Source organism: Shigella sonnei (assembly GCF_002950395.1).
GTDB lineage: Bacteria > Pseudomonadota > Gammaproteobacteria > Enterobacterales > Enterobacteriaceae > ECMA0423.
Map to the genome: position 1 here is coordinate 3,653,494 of NZ_CP026802.1, position 18,250 is coordinate 3,671,743.

An 18,250-nucleotide genomic window follows, 5' to 3' on the forward strand; every position below is an offset into this window, starting at 1 on the left:
AGGATGGCCTTTCGCTTAATTTGATGCCTGGCAGTTCCCTACTCTCGCATGGGGAGACCCCACACTACCATCGGCGCTACGGCGTTTCACTTCTGAGTTCGGCATGGGGTCAGGTGGGACCACCGCGCTACGGCCGCCAGGCAAATTCTGTTTTATCAGACCGCTTCTGCGTTCTGATTTAATCTGTATCAGGCTGAAAATCTTCTCTCATCCGCCAAAACATCTTCGGCGTTGTAAGGTTAAGCCTCACGGTTCATTAGTACCGGTTAGCTCAACGCATCGCTGCGCTTACACACCCGGCCTATCAACGTCGTCGTCTTCAACGTTCCTTCAGGACCCTTAAAGGGTCAGGGAGAACTCATCTCGGGGCAAGTTTCGTGCTTAGATGCTTTCAGCACTTATCTCTTCCGCATTTAGCTACCGGGCAGTGCCATTGGCATGACAACCCGAACACCAGTGATGCGTCCACTCCGGTCCTCTCGTACTAGGAGCAGCCCCCCTCAGTTCTCCAGCGCCCACGGCAGATAGGGACCGAACTGTCTCACGACGTTCTAAACCCAGCTCGCGTACCACTTTAAATGGCGAACAGCCATACCCTTGGGACCTACTTCAGCCCCAGGATGTGATGAGCCGACATCGAGGTGCCAAACACCGCCGTCGATATGAACTCTTGGGCGGTATCAGCCTGTTATCCCCGGAGTACCTTTTATCCGTTGAGCGATGGCCCTTCCATTCAGAACCACCGGATCACTATGACCTGCTTTCGCACCTGCTCGCGCCGTCACGCTCGCAGTCAAGCTGGCTTATGCCATTGCACTAACCTCCTGATGTCCGACCAGGATTAGCCAACCTTCGTGCTCCTCCGTTACTCTTTAGGAGGAGACCGCCCCAGTCAAACTACCCACCAGACACTGTCCGCAACCCGGATCACGGGTCCACGTTAGAACATCAAACATTAAAGGGTGGTATTTCAAGGCCGGCTCCATGCAGACTGGCGTCCACACTTCAAAGCCTCCCACCTATCCTACACATCAAGGCTCAATGTTCAGTGTCAAGCTATAGTAAAGGTTCACGGGGTCTTTCCGTCTTGCCGCGGGTACACTGCATCTTCACAGCGAGTTCAATTTCACTGAGTCTCGGGTGGAGACAGCCTGGCCATCATTACGCCATTCGTGCAGGTCGGAACTTACCCGACAAGGAATTTCGCTACCTTAGGACCGTTATAGTTACGGCCGCCGTTTACCGGGGCTTCGATCAAGAGCTTCGCTTGCGCTGACCCCATCAATTAACCTTCCGGCACCGGGCAGGCGTCACACCGTATACGTCCACTTTCGTGTTTGCACAGTGCTGTGTTTTTAATAAACAGTTGCAGCCAGCTGGTATCTTCGACTGATTTCAGCTCCATCCGCAAGGGACTTCACCTACATATCAGCGTGCCTTCTCCCGAAGTTACGGCACCATTTTGCCTAGTTCCTTCACCCGAGTTCTCTCAAGCGCCTTGGTATTCTCTACCTGACCACCTGTGTCGGTTTGGGGTACGATTTGATGTTACCTGATGCTTAGAGGCTTTTCCTGGAAGCAGGGCATTTGTTGCTTCAGCACCGTAGTGCCTCGTCATCACGCCTCAGCCTTGATTTTCCGGATTTGCCTGGAAAACCAGCCTACACGCTTAAACCGGGACAACCGTCGCCCGGCCAACATAGCCTTCTCCGTCCCCCCTTCACAGTAACACCAAGTACAGGAATATTAACCTGTTTCCCATCGACTACGCCTTTCGGCCTCGCCTTAGGGGTCGACTCACCCTGCCCCGATTAACGTTGGACAGGAACCCTTGGTCTTCCGGCGAGCGGGCTTTTCACCCGCTTTATCGTTACTTATGTCAGCATTCGCACTTCTGATACCTCCAGCATGCCTCACAGCACACCTTCGCAGGCTTACAGAACGCTCCCCTACCCAACAACGCATAAGCGTCGCTGCCGCAGCTTCGGTGCATGGTTTAGCCCCGTTACATCTTCCGCGCAGGCCGACTCGACCAGTGAGCTATTACGCTTTCTTTAAATGATGGCTGCTTCTAAGCCAACATCCTGGCTGTCTGGGCCTTCCCACATCGTTTCCCACTTAACCATGACTTTGGGACCTTAGCTGGCGGTCTGGGTTGTTTCCCTCTTCACGACGGACGTTAGCACCCGCCGTGTGTCTCCCGTGATAACATTCTCCGGTATTCGCAGTTTGCATCGGGTTGGTAAGTCGGGATGACCCCCTTGCCGAAACAGTGCTCTACCCCCGGAGATGAATTCACGAGGCGCTACCTAAATAGCTTTCGGGGAGAACCAGCTATCTCCCGGTTTGATTGGCCTTTCACCCCCAGCCACAAGTCATCCGCTAATTTTTCAACATTAGTCGGTTCGGTCCTCCAGTTAGTGTTACCCAACCTTCAACCTGCCCATGGCTAGATCACCGGGTTTCGGGTCTATACCCTGCAACTTAACGCCCAGTTAAGACTCGGTTTCCCTTCGGCTCCCCTATTCGGTTAACCTTGCTACAGAATATAAGTCGCTGACCCATTATACAAAAGGTACGCAGTCACACGCCTAAGCGTGCTCCCACTGCTTGTACGTACACGGTTTCAGGTTCTTTTTCACTCCCCTCGCCGGGGTTCTTTTCGCCTTTCCCTCACGGTACTGGTTCACTATCGGTCAGTCAGGAGTATTTAGCCTTGGAGGATGGGCCCCCCATATTCAGACAGGATACCACGTGTCCCGCCCTACTCATCGAGCTCACAATATGTGCATTTTTGTGTACGGGGCTGTCACCCTGTATCGCGCGCCTTTCCAGACGCTTCCACTAACACACACACTGATTCAGGCTCTGGGCTGCTCCCCGTTCGCTCGCCGCTACTGGGGGAATCTCGGTTGATTTCTTTTCCTCGGGGTACTTAGATGTTTCAGTTCCCCCGGTTCGCCTCATTAACCTATGGATTCAGTTAATGATAGTGTGACGAATCACACTGGGTTTCCCCATTCGGAAATCGCCGGTTATAACGGTTCATATCACCTTACCGACGCTTATCGCAGATTAGCACGTCCTTCATCGCCTCTGACTGCCAGGGCATCCACCGTGTACGCTTAGTCGCTTAACCTCACAACCCGAAGATGTTTCTTGCGATTCATCATCGTGTTGCGAAAATTTGAGAGACTCACGAACAACTTTCATTGTTCAGTGTTTCAATTTTCAGCTTGATCCAGATTTTTAAAGAGCAAAACTTCGCAGTGAACCTTTGCAGGTACACTCTGAAGTATTTTTTATTTAATCACTACAGAGATGGTGGAGCTATGCGGGATCGAACCGCAGACCTCCTGCGTGCAAAGCAGGCGCTCTCCCAGCTGAGCTATAGCCCCATAACATGTAGTTAAAACCTCTTCAAATTTGCGATGCAAATTTGGTAGGCCTGAGTGGACTTGAACCACCGACCTCACCCTTATCAGGGGTGCGCTCTAACCACCTGAGCTACAAGCCTGTAGAGGTTTTACTGCTCATTTTCATCAGACAATCTGTGTGAGCACTGCAAAGAACGCTTCTTTAAGGTAAGGAGGTGATCCAACCGCAGGTTCCCCTACGGTTACCTTGTTACGACTTCACCCCAGTCATGAATCACAAAGTGGTAAGCGCCCTCCCGAAGGTTAAGCTACCTACTTCTTTTGCAACCCACTCCCATGGTGTGACGGGCGGTGTGTACAAGGCCCGGGAACGTATTCACCGTGGCATTCTGATCCACGATTACTAGCGATTCCGACTTCATGGAGTCGAGTTGCAGACTCCAATCCGGACTACGACGCACTTTATGAGGTCCGCTTGCTCTCGCGAGGTCGCTTCTCTTTGTATGCGCCATTGTAGCACGTGTGTAGCCCTGGTCGTAAGGGCCATGATGACTTGACGTCATCCCCACCTTCCTCCAGTTTATCACTGGCAGTCTCCTTTGAGTTCCCGGCCGGACCGCTGGCAACAAAGGATAAGGGTTGCGCTCGTTGCGGGACTTAACCCAACATTTCACAACACGAGCTGACGACAGCCATGCAGCACCTGTCTCACAGTTCCCGAAGGCACCAATCCATCTCTGGAAAGTTCTGTGGATGTCAAGACCAGGTAAGGTTCTTCGCGTTGCATCGAATTAAACCACATGCTCCACCGCTTGTGCGGGCCCCCGTCAATTCATTTGAGTTTTAACCTTGCGGCCGTACTCCCCAGGCGGTCGACTTAACGCGTTAGCTCCGGAAGCCACGCCTCAAGGGCACAACCTCCAAGTCGACATCGTTTACGGCGTGGACTACCAGGGTATCTAATCCTGTTTGCTCCCCACGCTTTCGCACCTGAGCGTCAGTCTTCGTCCAGGGGGCCGCCTTCGCCACCGGTATTCCTCCAGATCTCTACGCATTTCACCGCTACACCTGGAATTCTACCCCCCTCTACGAGACTCAAGCTTGCCAGTATCAGATGCAGTTCCCAGGTTGAGCCCGGGGATTTCACATCTGACTTAACAAACCGCCTGCGTGCGCTTTACGCCCAGTAATTCCGATTAACGCTTGCACCCTCCGTATTACCGCGGCTGCTGGCACGGAGTTAGCCGGTGCTTCTTCTGCGGGTAACGTCAATGAGCAAAGGTATTAACTTTACTCCCTTCCTCCCCGCTGAAAGTACTTTACAACCCGAAGGCCTTCTTCATACACGCGGCATGGCTGCATCAGGCTTGCGCCCATTGTGCAATATTCCCCACTGCTGCCTCCCGTAGGAGTCTGGACCGTGTCTCAGTTCCAGTGTGGCTGGTCATCCTCTCAGACCAGCTAGGGATCGTCGCCTTGGTGAGCCGTTACCCCACCAACAAGCTAATCCCATCTGGGCACATCCGATGGCAAGAGGCCCGAAGGTCCCCCTCTTTGGTCTTGCGACGTTATGCGGTATTAGCTACCGTTTCCAGTAGTTATCCCCCTCCATCAGGCAGTTTCCCAGACATTACTCACCCGTCCGCCACTCGTCAGCGAAGCAGCAAGCTGCTTCCTGTTACCGTTCGACTTGCATGTGTTAGGCCTGCCGCCAGCGTTCAATCTGAGCCATGATCAAACTCTTCAATTTAAAAGTTTGATGCTCAAAGAATTAAACTTCGTAATGAATTACGTGTCCACTCTTGAGACTTGGTATTCATTTTTCGTCTTGCGACGTTAAGAATCCGTATCTTCGAGTGCCCACACAGATTGTCTGATAAATTGTTAAAGAGCAGTGCCGCTTCACTTTTTCTCAGCGGCGCGGGGTGTGCATAATACGCTTTCCCGCTACAGAGTCAAGCATTTATTTTTGCTTTCTCTGTCGGAATTCTCAGGAGAACCCCGCTGACCCGGCGGCGTGTTTGCCGTTGTTCCGTGTCAGTGGTGGCGCATTATAGGGAGTTATTCCGGCCTGACAAGAGGAAATTTAAAATAATTTTCTGACCGCGCATTTTTTATTCTTTATGCTTATTTCAGCGTCGGTTTGTTGGTTAACTGGGCGATTTCTCGGGCGAAATTCGCCACCTGCTCCCAATCGGTATAGACAACTTCTTTGCGCGTATCCGTTTCACCGCCTGACATCTTCATAATTAGCTTGATCATAAAACGATCGTACCAGCGATAACGTGGGTAACGCAGCGCCCCGGCAATGACCGCGCAGCGATCGGGACGCCATTGCGAGTTCATCAGAAACTTCCGCGCGTAGCTGTTGGTCTGTGGAGTACGCTTCTCCGGTTTGCGCGCCACCAGGTTTACGGAATAAAAGGCGCTCGGCATCGAATTCAGTCGCGTCGCATGTTTTTTGACAAATTCCTGGAACGCAGAGTGGTAGTGACCATAGCGAATAGAAGCACCAATGACCACACGGTCATAATTTTCCCATTGTGGTTCTTCAATGCGGTGCACATTGGCGACATCCGTCTGGATCCCCAGTTCTTTCAGTTCCGAAGCCAGGTAGGAGGCAATCTCGCGCGTTTGTCCGTCCCTTGTTGAGAAAAGAATTAATGTTTTCACGTATTACTCCATCATTCACGCCAGAAAGTCGGGGTAAAGAGCACCAGCAATGTAAAGACCTCGAGACGACCAAACAGCATGTTGGCAATCAGGATCCATTTAGCCACCGGGTTCATACTGGTAAAGTTATCAGCAACCACGCCAAGCCCTGGCCCCAGGTTATTCAATGTCGCAACAACTGAAGCAAAGGCAGAAAAGTCATCCACGCCCGTGGCGATAATCGCCAGCATACTGACAATAAACACCAATGCATAGGCGGAGAAAAATCCCCAAACGGCTTCGAGGATACGTTCCGGCAGTGCGCGATTCCCCAGCTTAATGCTATAGACGGCGTTCGGATGCACCAGTCGTTTCAGCTCACGGTTCCCCTGCTTAAACAGCAGCAGGATGCGGATCACTTTCAGGCCACCGCCCGTTGACCCGGCGCAACCGCCGATAAAAGCTGAACATAAAAGCAGTACCGGCAAAAAGAGCGGCCAGCGGGCAATGCTGTCAGTCGTAAACCCGGCGGTTGTCGCCATCGATACCACCTGGAAAAACGCCTGGTTAATTGTCATCAGCGCCGAACTGTAGACATTATGAAACCACAGTACGAGTGTACAAATAACCACCAGCGTAAACTGTACGCCGATAAACATGCGAAATTCCGGATCGCGCCAATAAACCTTCAGACTACGCCCACTTAACAGTGAAAAGTGCAGACCGTAGTTACAGCCGGAGATCAGCAGGAAGATAGCAATGATAGTGTTAATAGTCGGGCTGTCGAAATAACCGATACTGGCATCATGTGTCGAGAAGCCGCCAATAGCGATAGTCGCAAAGCTATGGCCGATGGCATCAAAGGCATCCATTCCGGCAAACCACAACGCCAGCGCACAGGCGACGGTCAGCAAGACATAAATCAACCACAGGGTTTTCGCCGTTTCCGCAATTCGCGGGCGCATTTTGTTATCTTTCAGCGGGCCGGGCATTTCTGCGCGATAGAGCTGCATCCCACCCACGCCGAGGATAGGCAGTATCGCAACCGCTAACACGATGATCCCCATCCCGCCAAACCATTGCAGCATCTGGCGATAAAAGAGGATGGCATGAGGGAGCGAATCCAGCCCCACCAGCGTAGTGGCCCCGGTGGTGGTCAGGCCAGAGAAAGATTCAAAAAACGCATCGGTAATCGTGAGGTTCGGGCTTTCCGAGAAGATAAAAGGGAGCGCACCGACACTACCCAGCACGGTCCAGAACAGCACCACTATCAGAAACCCCTCACGGGATTTCAGTTCGCCCTTCTCTTTACGGTTCGGCCACCACAGCATAGAACCAATGGCGAGGGCGACAAAAAAGGTCTGGGTAAAAGCGCGGCCCGCTCCATCCCGGTAGATGAGTGCTACCAGCCCAGGGATAATCATGGTCCCTGAAAATAAGATGACCAGTAGTCCAACGATTCGGGTAATGGCGCGAAAATGCATCTCTGCCGCTTCCTTAGTTCTGCAAAACGAAGTGGGGATTATTCTTCAATCGCTAACAATTGCAATGAACCACGGCTAAAATCCGCCAGCTTTGCGGAAAATTCAGCCACTTTCGCCGCCGGAAGCGCCACCCGCAGCAGAACGAATGCCTGATAATCACTGTTGATAATTTTGCCGTCACACTGCCCCAGCAACGCTTCAATGCCGGTTAACTGATGATATTCACATTGCAAAGTATATTCGGTTAATGGCGTCTTGCGTTGGGTCGTTAGCTGGCGCAGCGCCTGATTCACGCCGCCGCCATACGCTTTCACTAACCCACCGGTGCCAAGCAATATGCCGCCGTAGTAGCGCACTACCACAGCGGTAATTTCCCCGACGCCGCTGCCCATTAGCTGGGCGAGCATCGGTTTACCTGCCGTTCCTGCCGGCTCCCCGTCGTCAGAGAAACCCAGCTGTTGAGAATCATCCGGCGCACCCGCCACCCACGCCACGCAATGGTGGCGGGCATCGGGGTGTTCTGCCCGCACCGATTCAACAAACGCTTTCGCCGCCTCAACGCCATCGGTATGCGCCAACATCGTTATGAAGCGGCTTTTTTTGATCTCTTCAACGACCGTGACCGGTGCCGCAGGAATTAACCAGCTTTCCATCACGCCAGTTTCAGATCCCGGGTCATGTTTTCCACGTTGTTTTCGTGGATCACCACGTTGTCTTCGATACGAATGCCGCCGAACGGTTTCAGTGCTTCAATTTTCTGCCAGTTGAAGTGCTTGCTGAACTGCCCTTCACGCCACGGTGCCAGTAGCGATTCAATGAAGTAGATACCCGGTTCGATGGTTAACACCATACCCGGCTGGAGAATACGGGTGCAGCGCAGGTACGGATATTTTGCCGGTGCCGCGAGGTGTGTACCGCTATCATCCTGCATAAAACCGGCTACGTCATGCACCTGCAGGCCCAGCGGATGACCGATACCATGCGGCATAAACGGTCCGGTGAGATCGTTTTCGACCATCGCTTCTTCACTCATATCGGTGATGATTTGATGTTTACGCAGCAGTTTGGCGATGCGCTGATGGAACTGGATGTGGTAATCCACATAGCTAACGCCTGCTTTCATGGTGGCGATCAGCGCCAGTTGTTCATCATTTACGTCTTTCACCAGCTGTGCGTAGTCGTTGTCGCTTTTTGCCGACCAGGTACGAGTCAGGTCAGCCGCATAGCCGTTATATTCGGCCCCGGCATCCAGCAGGAAGCTGCGCATCTCTTCCGGTGCCTGATGATCCAGTTTGGTGTAATGCAGCACCGAAGCGTGTTCGTTAAGCGCCACAATGTTGCTGTAAGGTACGTCGGTATCACGATGACCGGTCGCGGTCAGATAGGCGATGTTGATATCGAACTCGCTCATGCCAGAACGGAACGCTTCTTCTGCCGCACGATGACCGTTGACCGCCATTTTCTGCGCTTCACGCATACAGGCCAGTTCGTACTCGGTTTTGAAGGAGCGGTAGTAATGCAGGTAGTCGATCACCCCTTTCGGGTTGATGTTGCTGGCCTCAATACCCAGTTGCAGCGCACGTTCCGGCACCGGACCGATATAACCGATATTGCCGCGCGCAGCGGGCAGCAGGCTACCAATGCCATCGGCTTTCGGCAGTGCGATCACTTCCACATCTTCAGTCCAGAAGGAGGTCGGCAGCGGTTCGACGTTGTGCCAGTAATCAACCGGCAGATAGAACCACAGTTTCGGCTTGTTCACGCCATCCACCAGCAACCAGCAGTTTGGCACCTGAGTTACCGGCACCCACGCTTTGAATTGCGGGTTCACTTTAAACGGATAGGGATGATCGTCGAGAAAAACGTTGAACAGCTCGCCGGAGTGAATAAGTAATGCATCCAGCTTGAAGCGCGCCAGCGCATCGCGAGTCCGTTCTTGTAAGGTAGCTATATGATTTTTATAGAGCGAGGCCAGTGATTCCATTTTTTACCCTTCTGTTTTTTTGACCTTAAGTCTCCGCATCTTAGCACATCGTTCATCCAGAGCGTGATTTCTGCCGAGCGTGATCAGATCGGCATTTCTTTAATCTTTTATTTGCATATTTTTAACACAAAATACACACTTCGATGCATCTGGTACGACCAGATCACCTTGCGGATTCAGGAGACTGACATGCTTTACAAAGGCGACACCCTGTACCTTGACTGGCTGGAAGATGGCATTGCCGAACTGGTATTTGATGCCCCAGGTTCAGTTAATAAACTCGACACTGCGACCGTCGCCAGCCTCGGCGAGGCCATCGGCGTGCTGGAACAGCAATCAGATCTAAAAGGGCTGCTGCTGCGTTCGAACAAAGCAGCCTTTATCGTCGGTGCTGATATCACCGAATTTTTGTCCCTGTTCCTCGTTCCTGAAGAACAGTTAAGTCAGTGGCTGCACTTTGCCAATAGCGTGTTTAATCGCCTGGAAGATCTGCCGGTGCCGACCATTGCTGCCGTCAACGGCTATGCGCTGGGTGGTGGCTGCGAATGCGTGCTGGCGACCGATTATCGTCTGGCGACGCCGGATCTGCGCATCGGTCTGCCGGAAACCAAACTGGGCATCATGCCGGGCTTTGGCGGTTCTGTACGTATGCCACGTATGCTGGGCGCTGACAGTGCGCTGGAAATCATTGCCGCCGGTAAAGATGTCGGCGCGGATCAGGCGCTGAAAATCGGTCTGGTGGATGGGGTAGTCAAAGCAGAAAAACTGGTTGAAGGCGCAAAGGCGGTTTTACGCCAGGCCATTAACGGCGACCTCGACTGGAAAGCGAAACGCCAGCCGAAGCTGGAACCGCTAAAACTGAGCAAGATTGAAGCCACCATGAGCTTCACCATCGCTAAAGGAATGGTCGCGCAAACGGCGGGGAAACATTATCCGGCCCCCATCACCGCAGTAAAAACCATTGAAGCTGCGGCCCGTTTTGGTCGTGAAGAAGCCTTAAATCTGGAAAACAAAAGTTTTGTCCCGCTGGCGCATACCAACGAAGCTCGCGCACTGGTCGGCATTTTCCTTAACGATCAATATGTAAAAGGCAAAGCGAAGAAACTCACCAAAGACGTTGAAACCCCGAAACAGGCTGCTGTGCTGGGCGCAGGCATCATGGGTGGCGGTATCGCTTACCAGTCCGCGTGGAAAGGCGTGCCGGTTGTCATGAAAGATATCAACGACAAGTCGTTAACCCTCAGCATGACCGAAGCCGCGAAACTGCTGAACAAGCAGCTTGAGCGCGGCAAGATCGATGGTCTGAAACTGGCTGGCGTGATCTCCACGATCCACCCAACGCTCGACTACGCCGGATTTGACCGCGTGGATATTGTGGTAGAAGCGGTTGTTGAAAACCCGAAAGTGAAAAAAGCCGTACTGGCAGAAACCGAACAAAAAGTACGCCAGGATACCGTGCTGGCGTCTAACACTTCAACCATTCCTATCAGCGAACTGGCCAACGCGCTGGAACGCCCGGAAAACTTCTGCGGGATGCACTTCTTTAACCCGGTCCACCGAATGCCGTTGGTAGAAATTATTCGCGGCGAGAAAAGCTCCGACGAAACCATCGCGAAAGTTGTCGCCTGGGCGAGCAAGATGGGCAAGACGCCGATTGTGGTTAACGACTGCCCCGGCTTCTTTGTTAACCGCGTGCTGTTCCCGTATTTCGCCGGTTTCAGCCAGCTGCTGCGCGACGGCGCGGATTTCCGCAAGATCGACAAAGTGATGGAAAAACAGTTTGGCTGGCCGATGGGCCCGGCATATCTGCTGGACGTTGTGGGCATTGATACCGCGCATCACGCTCAGGCTGTCATGGCAGCAGGCTTCCCGCAGCGGATGCAAAAAGATTACCGCGATGCCATCGACGCGCTGTTTGATGCCAACCGCTTTGGTCAGAAGAACGGCCTCGGTTTCTGGCGTTATAAAGAAGACAGCAAAGGTAAGCCGAAGAAAGAAGAAGACGCCGCCGTTGAAGACCTGCTGGCAGAAGTGAGCCAGCCGAAGCGCGATTTCAGCGAAGAAGAGATTATCGCCCGCATGATGATCCCGATGGTCAACGAAGTGGTGCGCTGTCTGGAAGAGGGCATTATCGCCACTCCGGCGGAAGCGGATATGGCGCTGGTCTACGGCCTGGGCTTCCCTCCGTTCCACGGCGGCGCGTTCCGCTGGCTGGACACCCTCGGTAGCGCAAAATACCTCGATATGGCACAGCAATATCAGCACCTCGGCCCGCTGTATGAAGTGCCGGAAGGTCTGCGTAATAAAGCGCGTCATAACGAACCGTACTATCCTCCGGTTGAGCCAGCCCGTCCGGTTGGCGACCTGAAAACGGCTTAAGGAGTCACAATGGAACAGGTTGTCATTGTCGATGCAATTCGCACCCCGATGGGCCGTTCGAAGGGCGGTGCTTTTCGTAACGTGCGTGCAGAAGATCTCTCCGCTCATTTAATGCGTAGCCTGCTGGCGCGTAACCCGGCGCTGGAAGCGGCGGCCCTCGACGATATTTACTGGGGTTGTGTGCAGCAGACGCTGGAGCAGGGTTTTAATATCGCCCGTAACGCGGCGCTGCTGGCAGAAGTGCCGCACTCTGTCCCGGCGGTTACCGTCAATCGCTTGTGTGGTTCATCCATGCAGGCACTGCATGACGCAGCACGAATGATCATGACTGGCGATGCGCAGGCATGTCTGGTTGGCGGCGTGGAGCATATGGGCCATGTGCCGATGAGTCACGGCGTCGATTTTCACCCCGGCCTGAGCCGCAATGTCGCCAAAGCGGCGGGCATGATGGGCTTAACGGCAGAAATGCTGGCGCGTATGCACGGTATCAGCCGTGAAATGCAGGATGCCTTTGCCGCGCGGTCACACGCCCGCGCCTGGGCCGCCACGCAGTCGGGCGCATTTAAAAATGAAATCATCCCGACCGGTGGTCACGATGCCGACGGCGTCCTGAAGCAGTTTAATTACGACGAAGTGATTCGCCCGGAAACCACCGTGGAAGCCCTCGCCACGCTGCGTCCGGCGTTTGATCCAGTAAGCGGTACGGTAACGGCGGGTACATCTTCTGCACTTTCTGATGGTGCCGCGGCCATGCTGGTGATGAGTGAAAGCCGCGCCCGTGAATTAGGTCTTAAGCCGCGCGCCCGTGTGCGTTCGATGGCGGTCGTTGGTTGTGATCCGTCGATTATGGGTTACGGCCCGGTTCCTGCCTCGAAGCTGGCGCTGAAAAAAGCGGGGCTTTCTGCCAGCGATATCGGCGTGTTTGAGATGAACGAAGCCTTTGCCGCGCAGATCCTGCCGTGCATTAAAGATCTCGGGCTAATGGAGCAGATTGACGAGAAGATCAACCTCAATGGTGGTGCGATCGCGCTGGGTCATCCGCTGGGTTGTTCCGGTGCGCGTATCAGCACCACGTTGCTGAATCTGATGGAACACAAAGACGTTCAGTTTGGTCTGGCGACGATGTGTATCGGTCTGGGTCAGGGTATTGCGACGGTGTTTGAGCGGGTTTAACCACTTGCCGGATGCGGCGTGAACGCCTTATCCGGTCTACCGATCCTGCACCAATGTAGGCCTGATAAGACGCGCCAGCGTCGCATCAGGCATCGTGCACCGATTGCCGGATGCGACATAGATCTAAATGCCACTGAATAAAGTTTTAGTTGCCGTTCTTCCCGCCTGTCAGGGGCGGGTTTTTATATCTCAGATAAATGCAAACGCATCGCCAAACAGACGATCTTCCCGCGCATTACGCTCACTGCAAAACAGGTCACGAGCAATTTTCGCCATCTCAAAACGTCCGGCAATATAGATATCATGCTCTGCCAGCGTACCATGATCCTGCAAGACCGCCGTTAACACGGTGCCAGTACGCCCACGCCAGCCCGCTTCCGGTTGTTCAACCACCGGCACCACTTGCAGACCAGGATGCTTCAGCGAAAGCGCCTCAAGCTCGCAGAGATCATACAGATGTTGCTCTTCACGCCCACCCCAGTAAATGGTGATATCGCGATTGGGATTACGCGCCAACGCCGTCAATAAAATCGAGCGCGCATAGGAGAACCCGGTGCCGCCCGCAATCAAAATCATCGGACGCTCTTCATCATCGCGCAGCCACGCTTCTCCGTGGGGAATATCGACCACGATTTGATGATCTTTGAGGATGCGGTCCATGACTGCTTTCGCGTAAAGGTTGATTTCAGAAGCGCCAATATGCAGCTCGATAAACCCTTTTTCATCCGGCGTCGAAGCCATTGAAAACGGACGTTTGTCGCGCTCATCCATCACTACCATCAAATACTGACCAGCACGAAAAGAAAAGGCCGCGTCTGGTACGATTCGGACACGGTATACAGTATCCGTGATAGCTTCTACCGAGGTCACTTTACAGCTTAAGGTTGTCATGCGCTTTCTCTGTCGGATCAAATAAATAGGGCAAAACTAACGCGCATCAGGCGCTTTTACCGTTGTTAAAAATAGCCAGTTCATCCCAGATGGCGTCAATATGCGCGACGACATCAGGATCTTTTTTGATGGGACGTCCCCATTCACGCTGGGTTTCCCCCGGCCATTTATTCGTGGCATCCAGCCCCATTTTTGAACCCAGCCCGGAGACAGGCGAGGCAAAATCCAGATAATCAATAGGCGTATTTTCTACCAGAACAGTATCCCGCGCCGGGTCCATACGGGTGGTAATCGCCCAAATCACATCGTTCCAGTCGCGTGCGTTGACGTCATCATCGCAAACGATCACAAATTTAGTGTACATAAACTGGCGTAAGAACGACCAGACGCCCATCATGACGCGCTTCGCGTGTCCGGCGTACTGTTTTTTGATTGTCACTACCGCCAGACGATAAGAACAGCCTTCCGGTGGCAGGTAAAAATCGACAATTTCCGGGAACTGTTTTTGCAGAATCGGCACAAACACTTCGTTCAGTGCGACACCCAGCACCGCGGGTTCATCCGGCGGACGACCAGTATAGGTGGAGTGGTAAATCGCATCTTCACGCTGGGTAATATGCGTCACGGTAAATACCGGGAAACTATCGACTTCGTTATAGTAACCGGTGTGGTCGCCATACGGCCCTTCCGGCGCAGTTTCGCCTTGTTCGATATACCCTTCCAGCACAATCTCCGCACTGGCGGGCACTTCAAGGTCATTGGAGATACACTTCACCACTTCGGTCTTGGTACCGCGCAGCAATCCGGCAAACGCATACTCTGAAAGTGTATCCGGAACGGGGGTGACTGCACCGAGAATCGTGGCGGGATCGGCACCCAGCGCCACAGAAACCGGGAAACGTTCGCCCGGATGCGCCGCACACCACTCCTGATAATCCAGCGCGCCGCCGCGATGCGACAGCCAGCGCATAATCAGTTTGTTTTTACCAATCAGCTGCTGGCGATAAATGCCCAGATTCTGCCGCTCTTTATGCGGGCCGCGCGTTACGGTCAGCCCCCAGGTAATCAGCGGCGCGGCATCTTCCGGCCAGCAGGTCATAATGGGAATGCGATTGAGATCGACGTCATCGCCAGAGACGATTTTTTGTTGGCAGGGCGCACCACGCAGCCGCTTTGTCGGCATGTTCAATACTTGCTTAAACTGCGGCAGTTTATCAAACAGGTCGCGGAAACCTTTTGGCGGCTCGGGCTCTTTCAGAAACGCCAATAATTTACCAACTTCACGCAGCGCCGAAACATCTTCCTGCCCCATGCCCATCGCCACGCGCTTTGGCGTACCGAACAGGTTGCACAGCACCGGCATTGAGTAGCCTTTAGGGTTTTCGAACAACAGCGCAGGCCCACCGGCACGCAAAGTGCGGTCAGCAATTTCAGTGATTTCCAGATGCGGATCCACCGGGAGCGTGATACGTTTTAGCTCACCCTGCTGTTCAAGCAGCGTCAAGAAGTCGCGTAAATCGTTATATTTCATGGCGTCCATTGTAGCCTCTTAATCTACGCCCATTATACGGCGTTCATCTTTGCGATGCTGTAAATTTGTTAAATTAGCGTGAACTCTGACGGTATAACGCAAACCGGGGAATATAATTAACTTAGCGTAAAGCTTTTGCTATCCTTGCGCCCCGATTAAACGGATAAGAGTCATTATGCAATCTTGGTATTTACTGTACTGCAAGCGCGGGCAACTTCAACGTGCCCAGGAACACCTTGAGAGACAGGCTGTGAATTGCCTGGCACCGATGATCACCCTGGAAAAAATCGTGCGTGGAAAACGTACTGCAGTCAGTGAGCCATTGTTTCCCAACTACCTGTTTGTCGAATTTGATCCAGAAGTGATTCATACCACGACTATCAACGCGACCCGCGGTGTCAGCCACTTCGTGCGCTTTGGCGCGTCGCTAGCGATAGTCCCATCGGCGGTGATTCATCAGCTATCGGTATATAAACCGAAAGACATTGTCGATCCGGCAACCCCTTATCCGGGAGATAAGGTGATTATTACCGAAGGCGCGTTCGAAGGCTTTCAGGCCATTTTCACCGAACCCGATGGTGAGGCTCGCTCCATGCTATTGCTTAATCTTATTAATAAAGAGATTAAGCACAGTGTGAAGAACACCGAGTTCCGCAAACTCTAAAACGCAATCCCAAACCGTGTTTTGACATTAGCATCCGTGGTGGCAGCCAGCCATGCGGCATCTTCTCCACGCCAGTGCGCAATACGTTGCAAAATATGGGGCAGATGGGCTGGCTCGTTGCGCCGGGATGATGGCTTTGGCGTGAGATCGCGAGGGAGCAGATACGGCGCATCAGTTTCGATCAGTAATTTTTCCGCCGGAATCAACGGCAAAAGTTCCCGCAGCTCCAGTCCGCGTCGTTCATCGTAAACCCAACCGGTAATGCCGATATAAATTCCATGCGCCACGCACGCCTGCATCTCTTCGCGTGTGCCGGTAAAGCAATGAAGAACCGCACCAGGCAGTTTATCCAGCCACGGCTCCAGCAATGTCATAAACCGCTCGTGGGCATCGCGACAGTGCATAAATACCGGCATGTTTAAATCTGCGGCAATGCGTAGCTGGGCAACAAAAGCGCGTTCCTGCTCTTCCGGCGTCGAAAAGTTGCGGTTAAAGTCGAGACCACATTCACCAATCGCCACCACTTCTGGCTGCGCGGCCAGCTCAATAATCGCTTCTTCAGTCGCAGCTTGCCACTGGCTGCTGTCGTGAGGATGTACGCCCGCCGTTGACCAACAGGACGAATACTGACGCGCCAGCTTTTGCGCCTGCTGGCTTTCACGCAGGTTAGTGCCGGTGATGAGTAGCCCATTAACTCCCGCGTCAAAAGCGCGCGCTACAACATCATCACGGTCTTTCGCAAATTGCGAACTGGTCAAATTAACGCCGATATCAAACATCCTGTACTCCATATGACAACCGCCCTGACGGGCGGTTGAATTTATTCTTCAGTTTTTTCGCTTTCTGCTTCAGCGTCGTTTTCCTCTTCCCGATTTCGCCCTTTACCAACGTAAAAGCGTGAGAAGAAGACACCGATTTCAAACAGACAGTACATCGGGATCGCCAATAGCGTTTGCGAGAAGACATCCGGCGGCGTCAGCAACATCCCGACAACGAATGCACCAACCAGCACATACGGGCGTTTTTTGCGTAAGTCTTCTGGCGAGGTAATCCCCATCCAGCACAGCAGCACAATTGCCACCGGCACTTCAAAGGAGACACCAAACGCCATAAACAGCGCCATAACGAAGCTTAAATAGCTGGCGATGTCGGTGGATACCTGCACCCCTTCCGGCGCGGTATTGGCAAGGAAGCCAAATGCCAGCGGAAAGACCACAAAGTAGGCGAATGCCATGCCGATATAAAACAGCAGAGAGCTGGAAACCAGCAGCGGCACCACCAGGCGACGTTCATGCTTATACAGCGCTGGGGCGATAAATGCCCACACCTGATAGAGAATCACCGGCGCTGACAGAATCAGCGACACCATAAAGGTCAGCTTGATCGGCGTAAAGAACGGCGAGGCCACGTCGGTGGCGATCATCGTTGAACCTTGCGGCAACTGCTTGATCAATGGCGCGGATACCAGGTGATAGATGTCATTGGCGAAATAGACCAGACACAGGAATATCACGATCACCGCGATAATGCAGTTCAGCAGACGCTTACGCAGCTCAATTAGATGCGTGATAAGCGGTTGAGTATCTTCTACAGACATGTTTACGGTTTATCACTCGACGAAGGGGAAGGTGCAGCGGTTTTCGGTTCAGCGTCCGCAGCAGGTTTTACCACCGGCTCTGGCGTGGTTTCTGGCTTCTGTTCCGGCGAACTGGCCTGCGTTTGTGCAGCGGCAGGCGTTACGCCCTCATGCGCAGCTTCATTATCTTTCACCACCGGGTTATGGATGGTGTGCGCTTCATCGCTCGCCTTTTCAGGATCGTTTGCAACGTAGGAACGCTTCATCGACTCCGCGGCCTGGCGTAGTTCATCCATCGACGCTTTCAGTTCGGGCGTCAGGTTAGTGAGGCTCGCCTTTTCAACCTTTTTCAGACTGTCCTGAAACTCCTGGAGTTTTAACTCCTGGGTCAGTTCGTTCTGCACCGTTGTCGCCAGTGAACGCAACGCGCGAATCCAGCCCGCTACCGTTTTTACCGCCACAGGCAGTCGTTGCGGCCCCAGAACGACGAGGCCGATGATGAACACCAATAGCAGTTCGCTAAAACCGATATCAAACAC

12 protein-coding genes, 2 tRNA genes and 3 rRNA genes are annotated in these 18,250 nt (G+C 53.2%); 3 read left to right on the plus strand and 14 right to left on the minus strand.

Annotation, left to right across the window (positions count from 1 at the left end; genetic code table 11):
* Window positions 1-25: 25 nt before the first annotated feature.
* The 9 genes from rrf to pepQ all read right to left on the minus strand — a co-directional run bounded on the left by rrf (window position 26) and on the right by pepQ (window position 9,497).
* Window positions 26-141: ribosomal RNA gene (gene rrf / locus C1P89_RS18925) — 5S ribosomal RNA — on the minus strand.
* 94 nt (window positions 142-235) lie between these two features.
* Window positions 236-3,139, minus strand: a 23S ribosomal RNA gene (locus C1P89_RS18930).
* A gap of 183 nt (window positions 3,140-3,322) precedes the next feature.
* Window positions 3,323-3,398 (minus strand) — tRNA-Ala (locus C1P89_RS18935).
* 42 nt (window positions 3,399-3,440) lie between these two features.
* Window positions 3,441-3,517, minus strand: a tRNA-Ile gene (locus C1P89_RS18940).
* 68 nt (window positions 3,518-3,585) lie between these two features.
* Window positions 3,586-5,127: ribosomal RNA gene (locus C1P89_RS18945) — 16S ribosomal RNA — on the minus strand.
* The 16S, 23S and 5S rRNA genes sit together here with 2 tRNA genes alongside, the layout of an rRNA operon.
* 377 nt (window positions 5,128-5,504) lie before the next feature.
* The gene (gene hemG / locus C1P89_RS18950; protein ID WP_000853971.1) at window positions 5,505-6,050 is read right to left on the minus strand and encodes a menaquinone-dependent protoporphyrinogen IX dehydrogenase; all 546 of its coding nucleotides are present in this window, start codon (window positions 6,048-6,050) and stop codon (window positions 5,505-5,507) included.
* Between the two features lie 11 nt (window positions 6,051-6,061).
* Window positions 6,062-7,513 (minus strand): Trk system potassium transporter TrkH, encoded by a 1,452-nt coding sequence (trkH, locus tag C1P89_RS18955; protein WP_000545677.1) that lies wholly within the window; start codon window positions 7,511-7,513, stop codon window positions 6,062-6,064.
* A 38-nt stretch (window positions 7,514-7,551) separates the two neighbouring features.
* On the minus strand, window positions 7,552-8,166 hold the full coding sequence (locus C1P89_RS18960; protein WP_001308167.1) for an IMPACT family protein: 615 nt from the start codon (window positions 8,164-8,166) through the stop codon (window positions 7,552-7,554).
* Window positions 8,166-9,497, minus strand: a complete 1,332-nt coding sequence (gene pepQ / locus C1P89_RS18965) for a Xaa-Pro dipeptidase (RefSeq protein ID WP_000444568.1) — start codon at window positions 9,495-9,497, stop codon at window positions 8,166-8,168. Before pepQ ends, C1P89_RS18960 begins: the two co-directional genes overlap by 1 nt.
* A 189-nt stretch (window positions 9,498-9,686) precedes the next feature.
* Between pepQ and fadB the strand changes: the two genes are divergently transcribed.
* Entirely contained in the window at window positions 9,687-11,876 is a 2,190-nt protein-coding gene (gene fadB / locus C1P89_RS18970; RefSeq protein ID WP_000965954.1) for a fatty acid oxidation complex subunit alpha FadB, read from the plus strand.
* Window positions 11,877-11,885: 9 nt separating this feature from the next.
* Window positions 11,886-13,049, plus strand: coding sequence for an acetyl-CoA C-acyltransferase FadA (gene fadA / locus C1P89_RS18975; protein WP_000438747.1), 1,164 nt, complete (start codon window positions 11,886-11,888; stop codon window positions 13,047-13,049).
* A gap of 189 nt (window positions 13,050-13,238) precedes the next feature.
* On the opposite strand, the gene fre is transcribed toward fadA, so the two are convergent.
* A complete protein-coding gene (gene fre / locus C1P89_RS18980; RefSeq protein WP_000209826.1) occupies window positions 13,239-13,940 on the minus strand; it encodes an NAD(P)H-flavin reductase in 702 nt (233 codons plus the stop codon).
* 46 nt (window positions 13,941-13,986) lie between these two features.
* Window positions 13,987-15,480 (minus strand): 4-hydroxy-3-polyprenylbenzoate decarboxylase, encoded by a 1,494-nt coding sequence (ubiD, locus tag C1P89_RS18985; RefSeq protein WP_000339804.1) that lies wholly within the window; start codon window positions 15,478-15,480, stop codon window positions 13,987-13,989.
* Window positions 15,481-15,646: 166 nt separating this feature from the next.
* Here ubiD and rfaH point away from each other — a divergent pair, with 166 nt between their 5' ends.
* Window positions 15,647-16,135 (plus strand): transcription/translation regulatory transformer protein RfaH, encoded by a 489-nt coding sequence (gene rfaH, locus C1P89_RS18990; protein WP_001192391.1) that lies wholly within the window; start codon window positions 15,647-15,649, stop codon window positions 16,133-16,135.
* Here rfaH and tatD read toward each other — a convergent pair.
* Genes tatD through tatB form a run of 3 tightly spaced genes read right to left on the minus strand, consistent with a single transcriptional unit; the run spans window position 16,132 to window position 18,250 of the window.
* Complete coding sequence (gene tatD, locus C1P89_RS18995) at window positions 16,132-16,914, minus strand: 3'-5' ssDNA/RNA exonuclease TatD (protein WP_005137520.1); 783 nt, start codon at window positions 16,912-16,914, stop codon at window positions 16,132-16,134. The genes rfaH and tatD overlap by 4 nt on opposite strands.
* A 41-nt stretch (window positions 16,915-16,955) precedes the next feature.
* Window positions 16,956-17,732: a Sec-independent protein translocase subunit TatC gene (tatC, locus tag C1P89_RS19000; protein ID WP_000109943.1), complete on the minus strand. Its 777-nt coding sequence runs from the start codon at window positions 17,730-17,732 to the stop codon at window positions 16,956-16,958.
* 2 nt (window positions 17,733-17,734) lie between these two features.
* Window positions 17,735-18,250, minus strand: coding sequence for a Sec-independent protein translocase protein TatB (gene tatB / locus C1P89_RS19005; protein WP_000459594.1), 516 nt, complete (start codon window positions 18,248-18,250; stop codon window positions 17,735-17,737).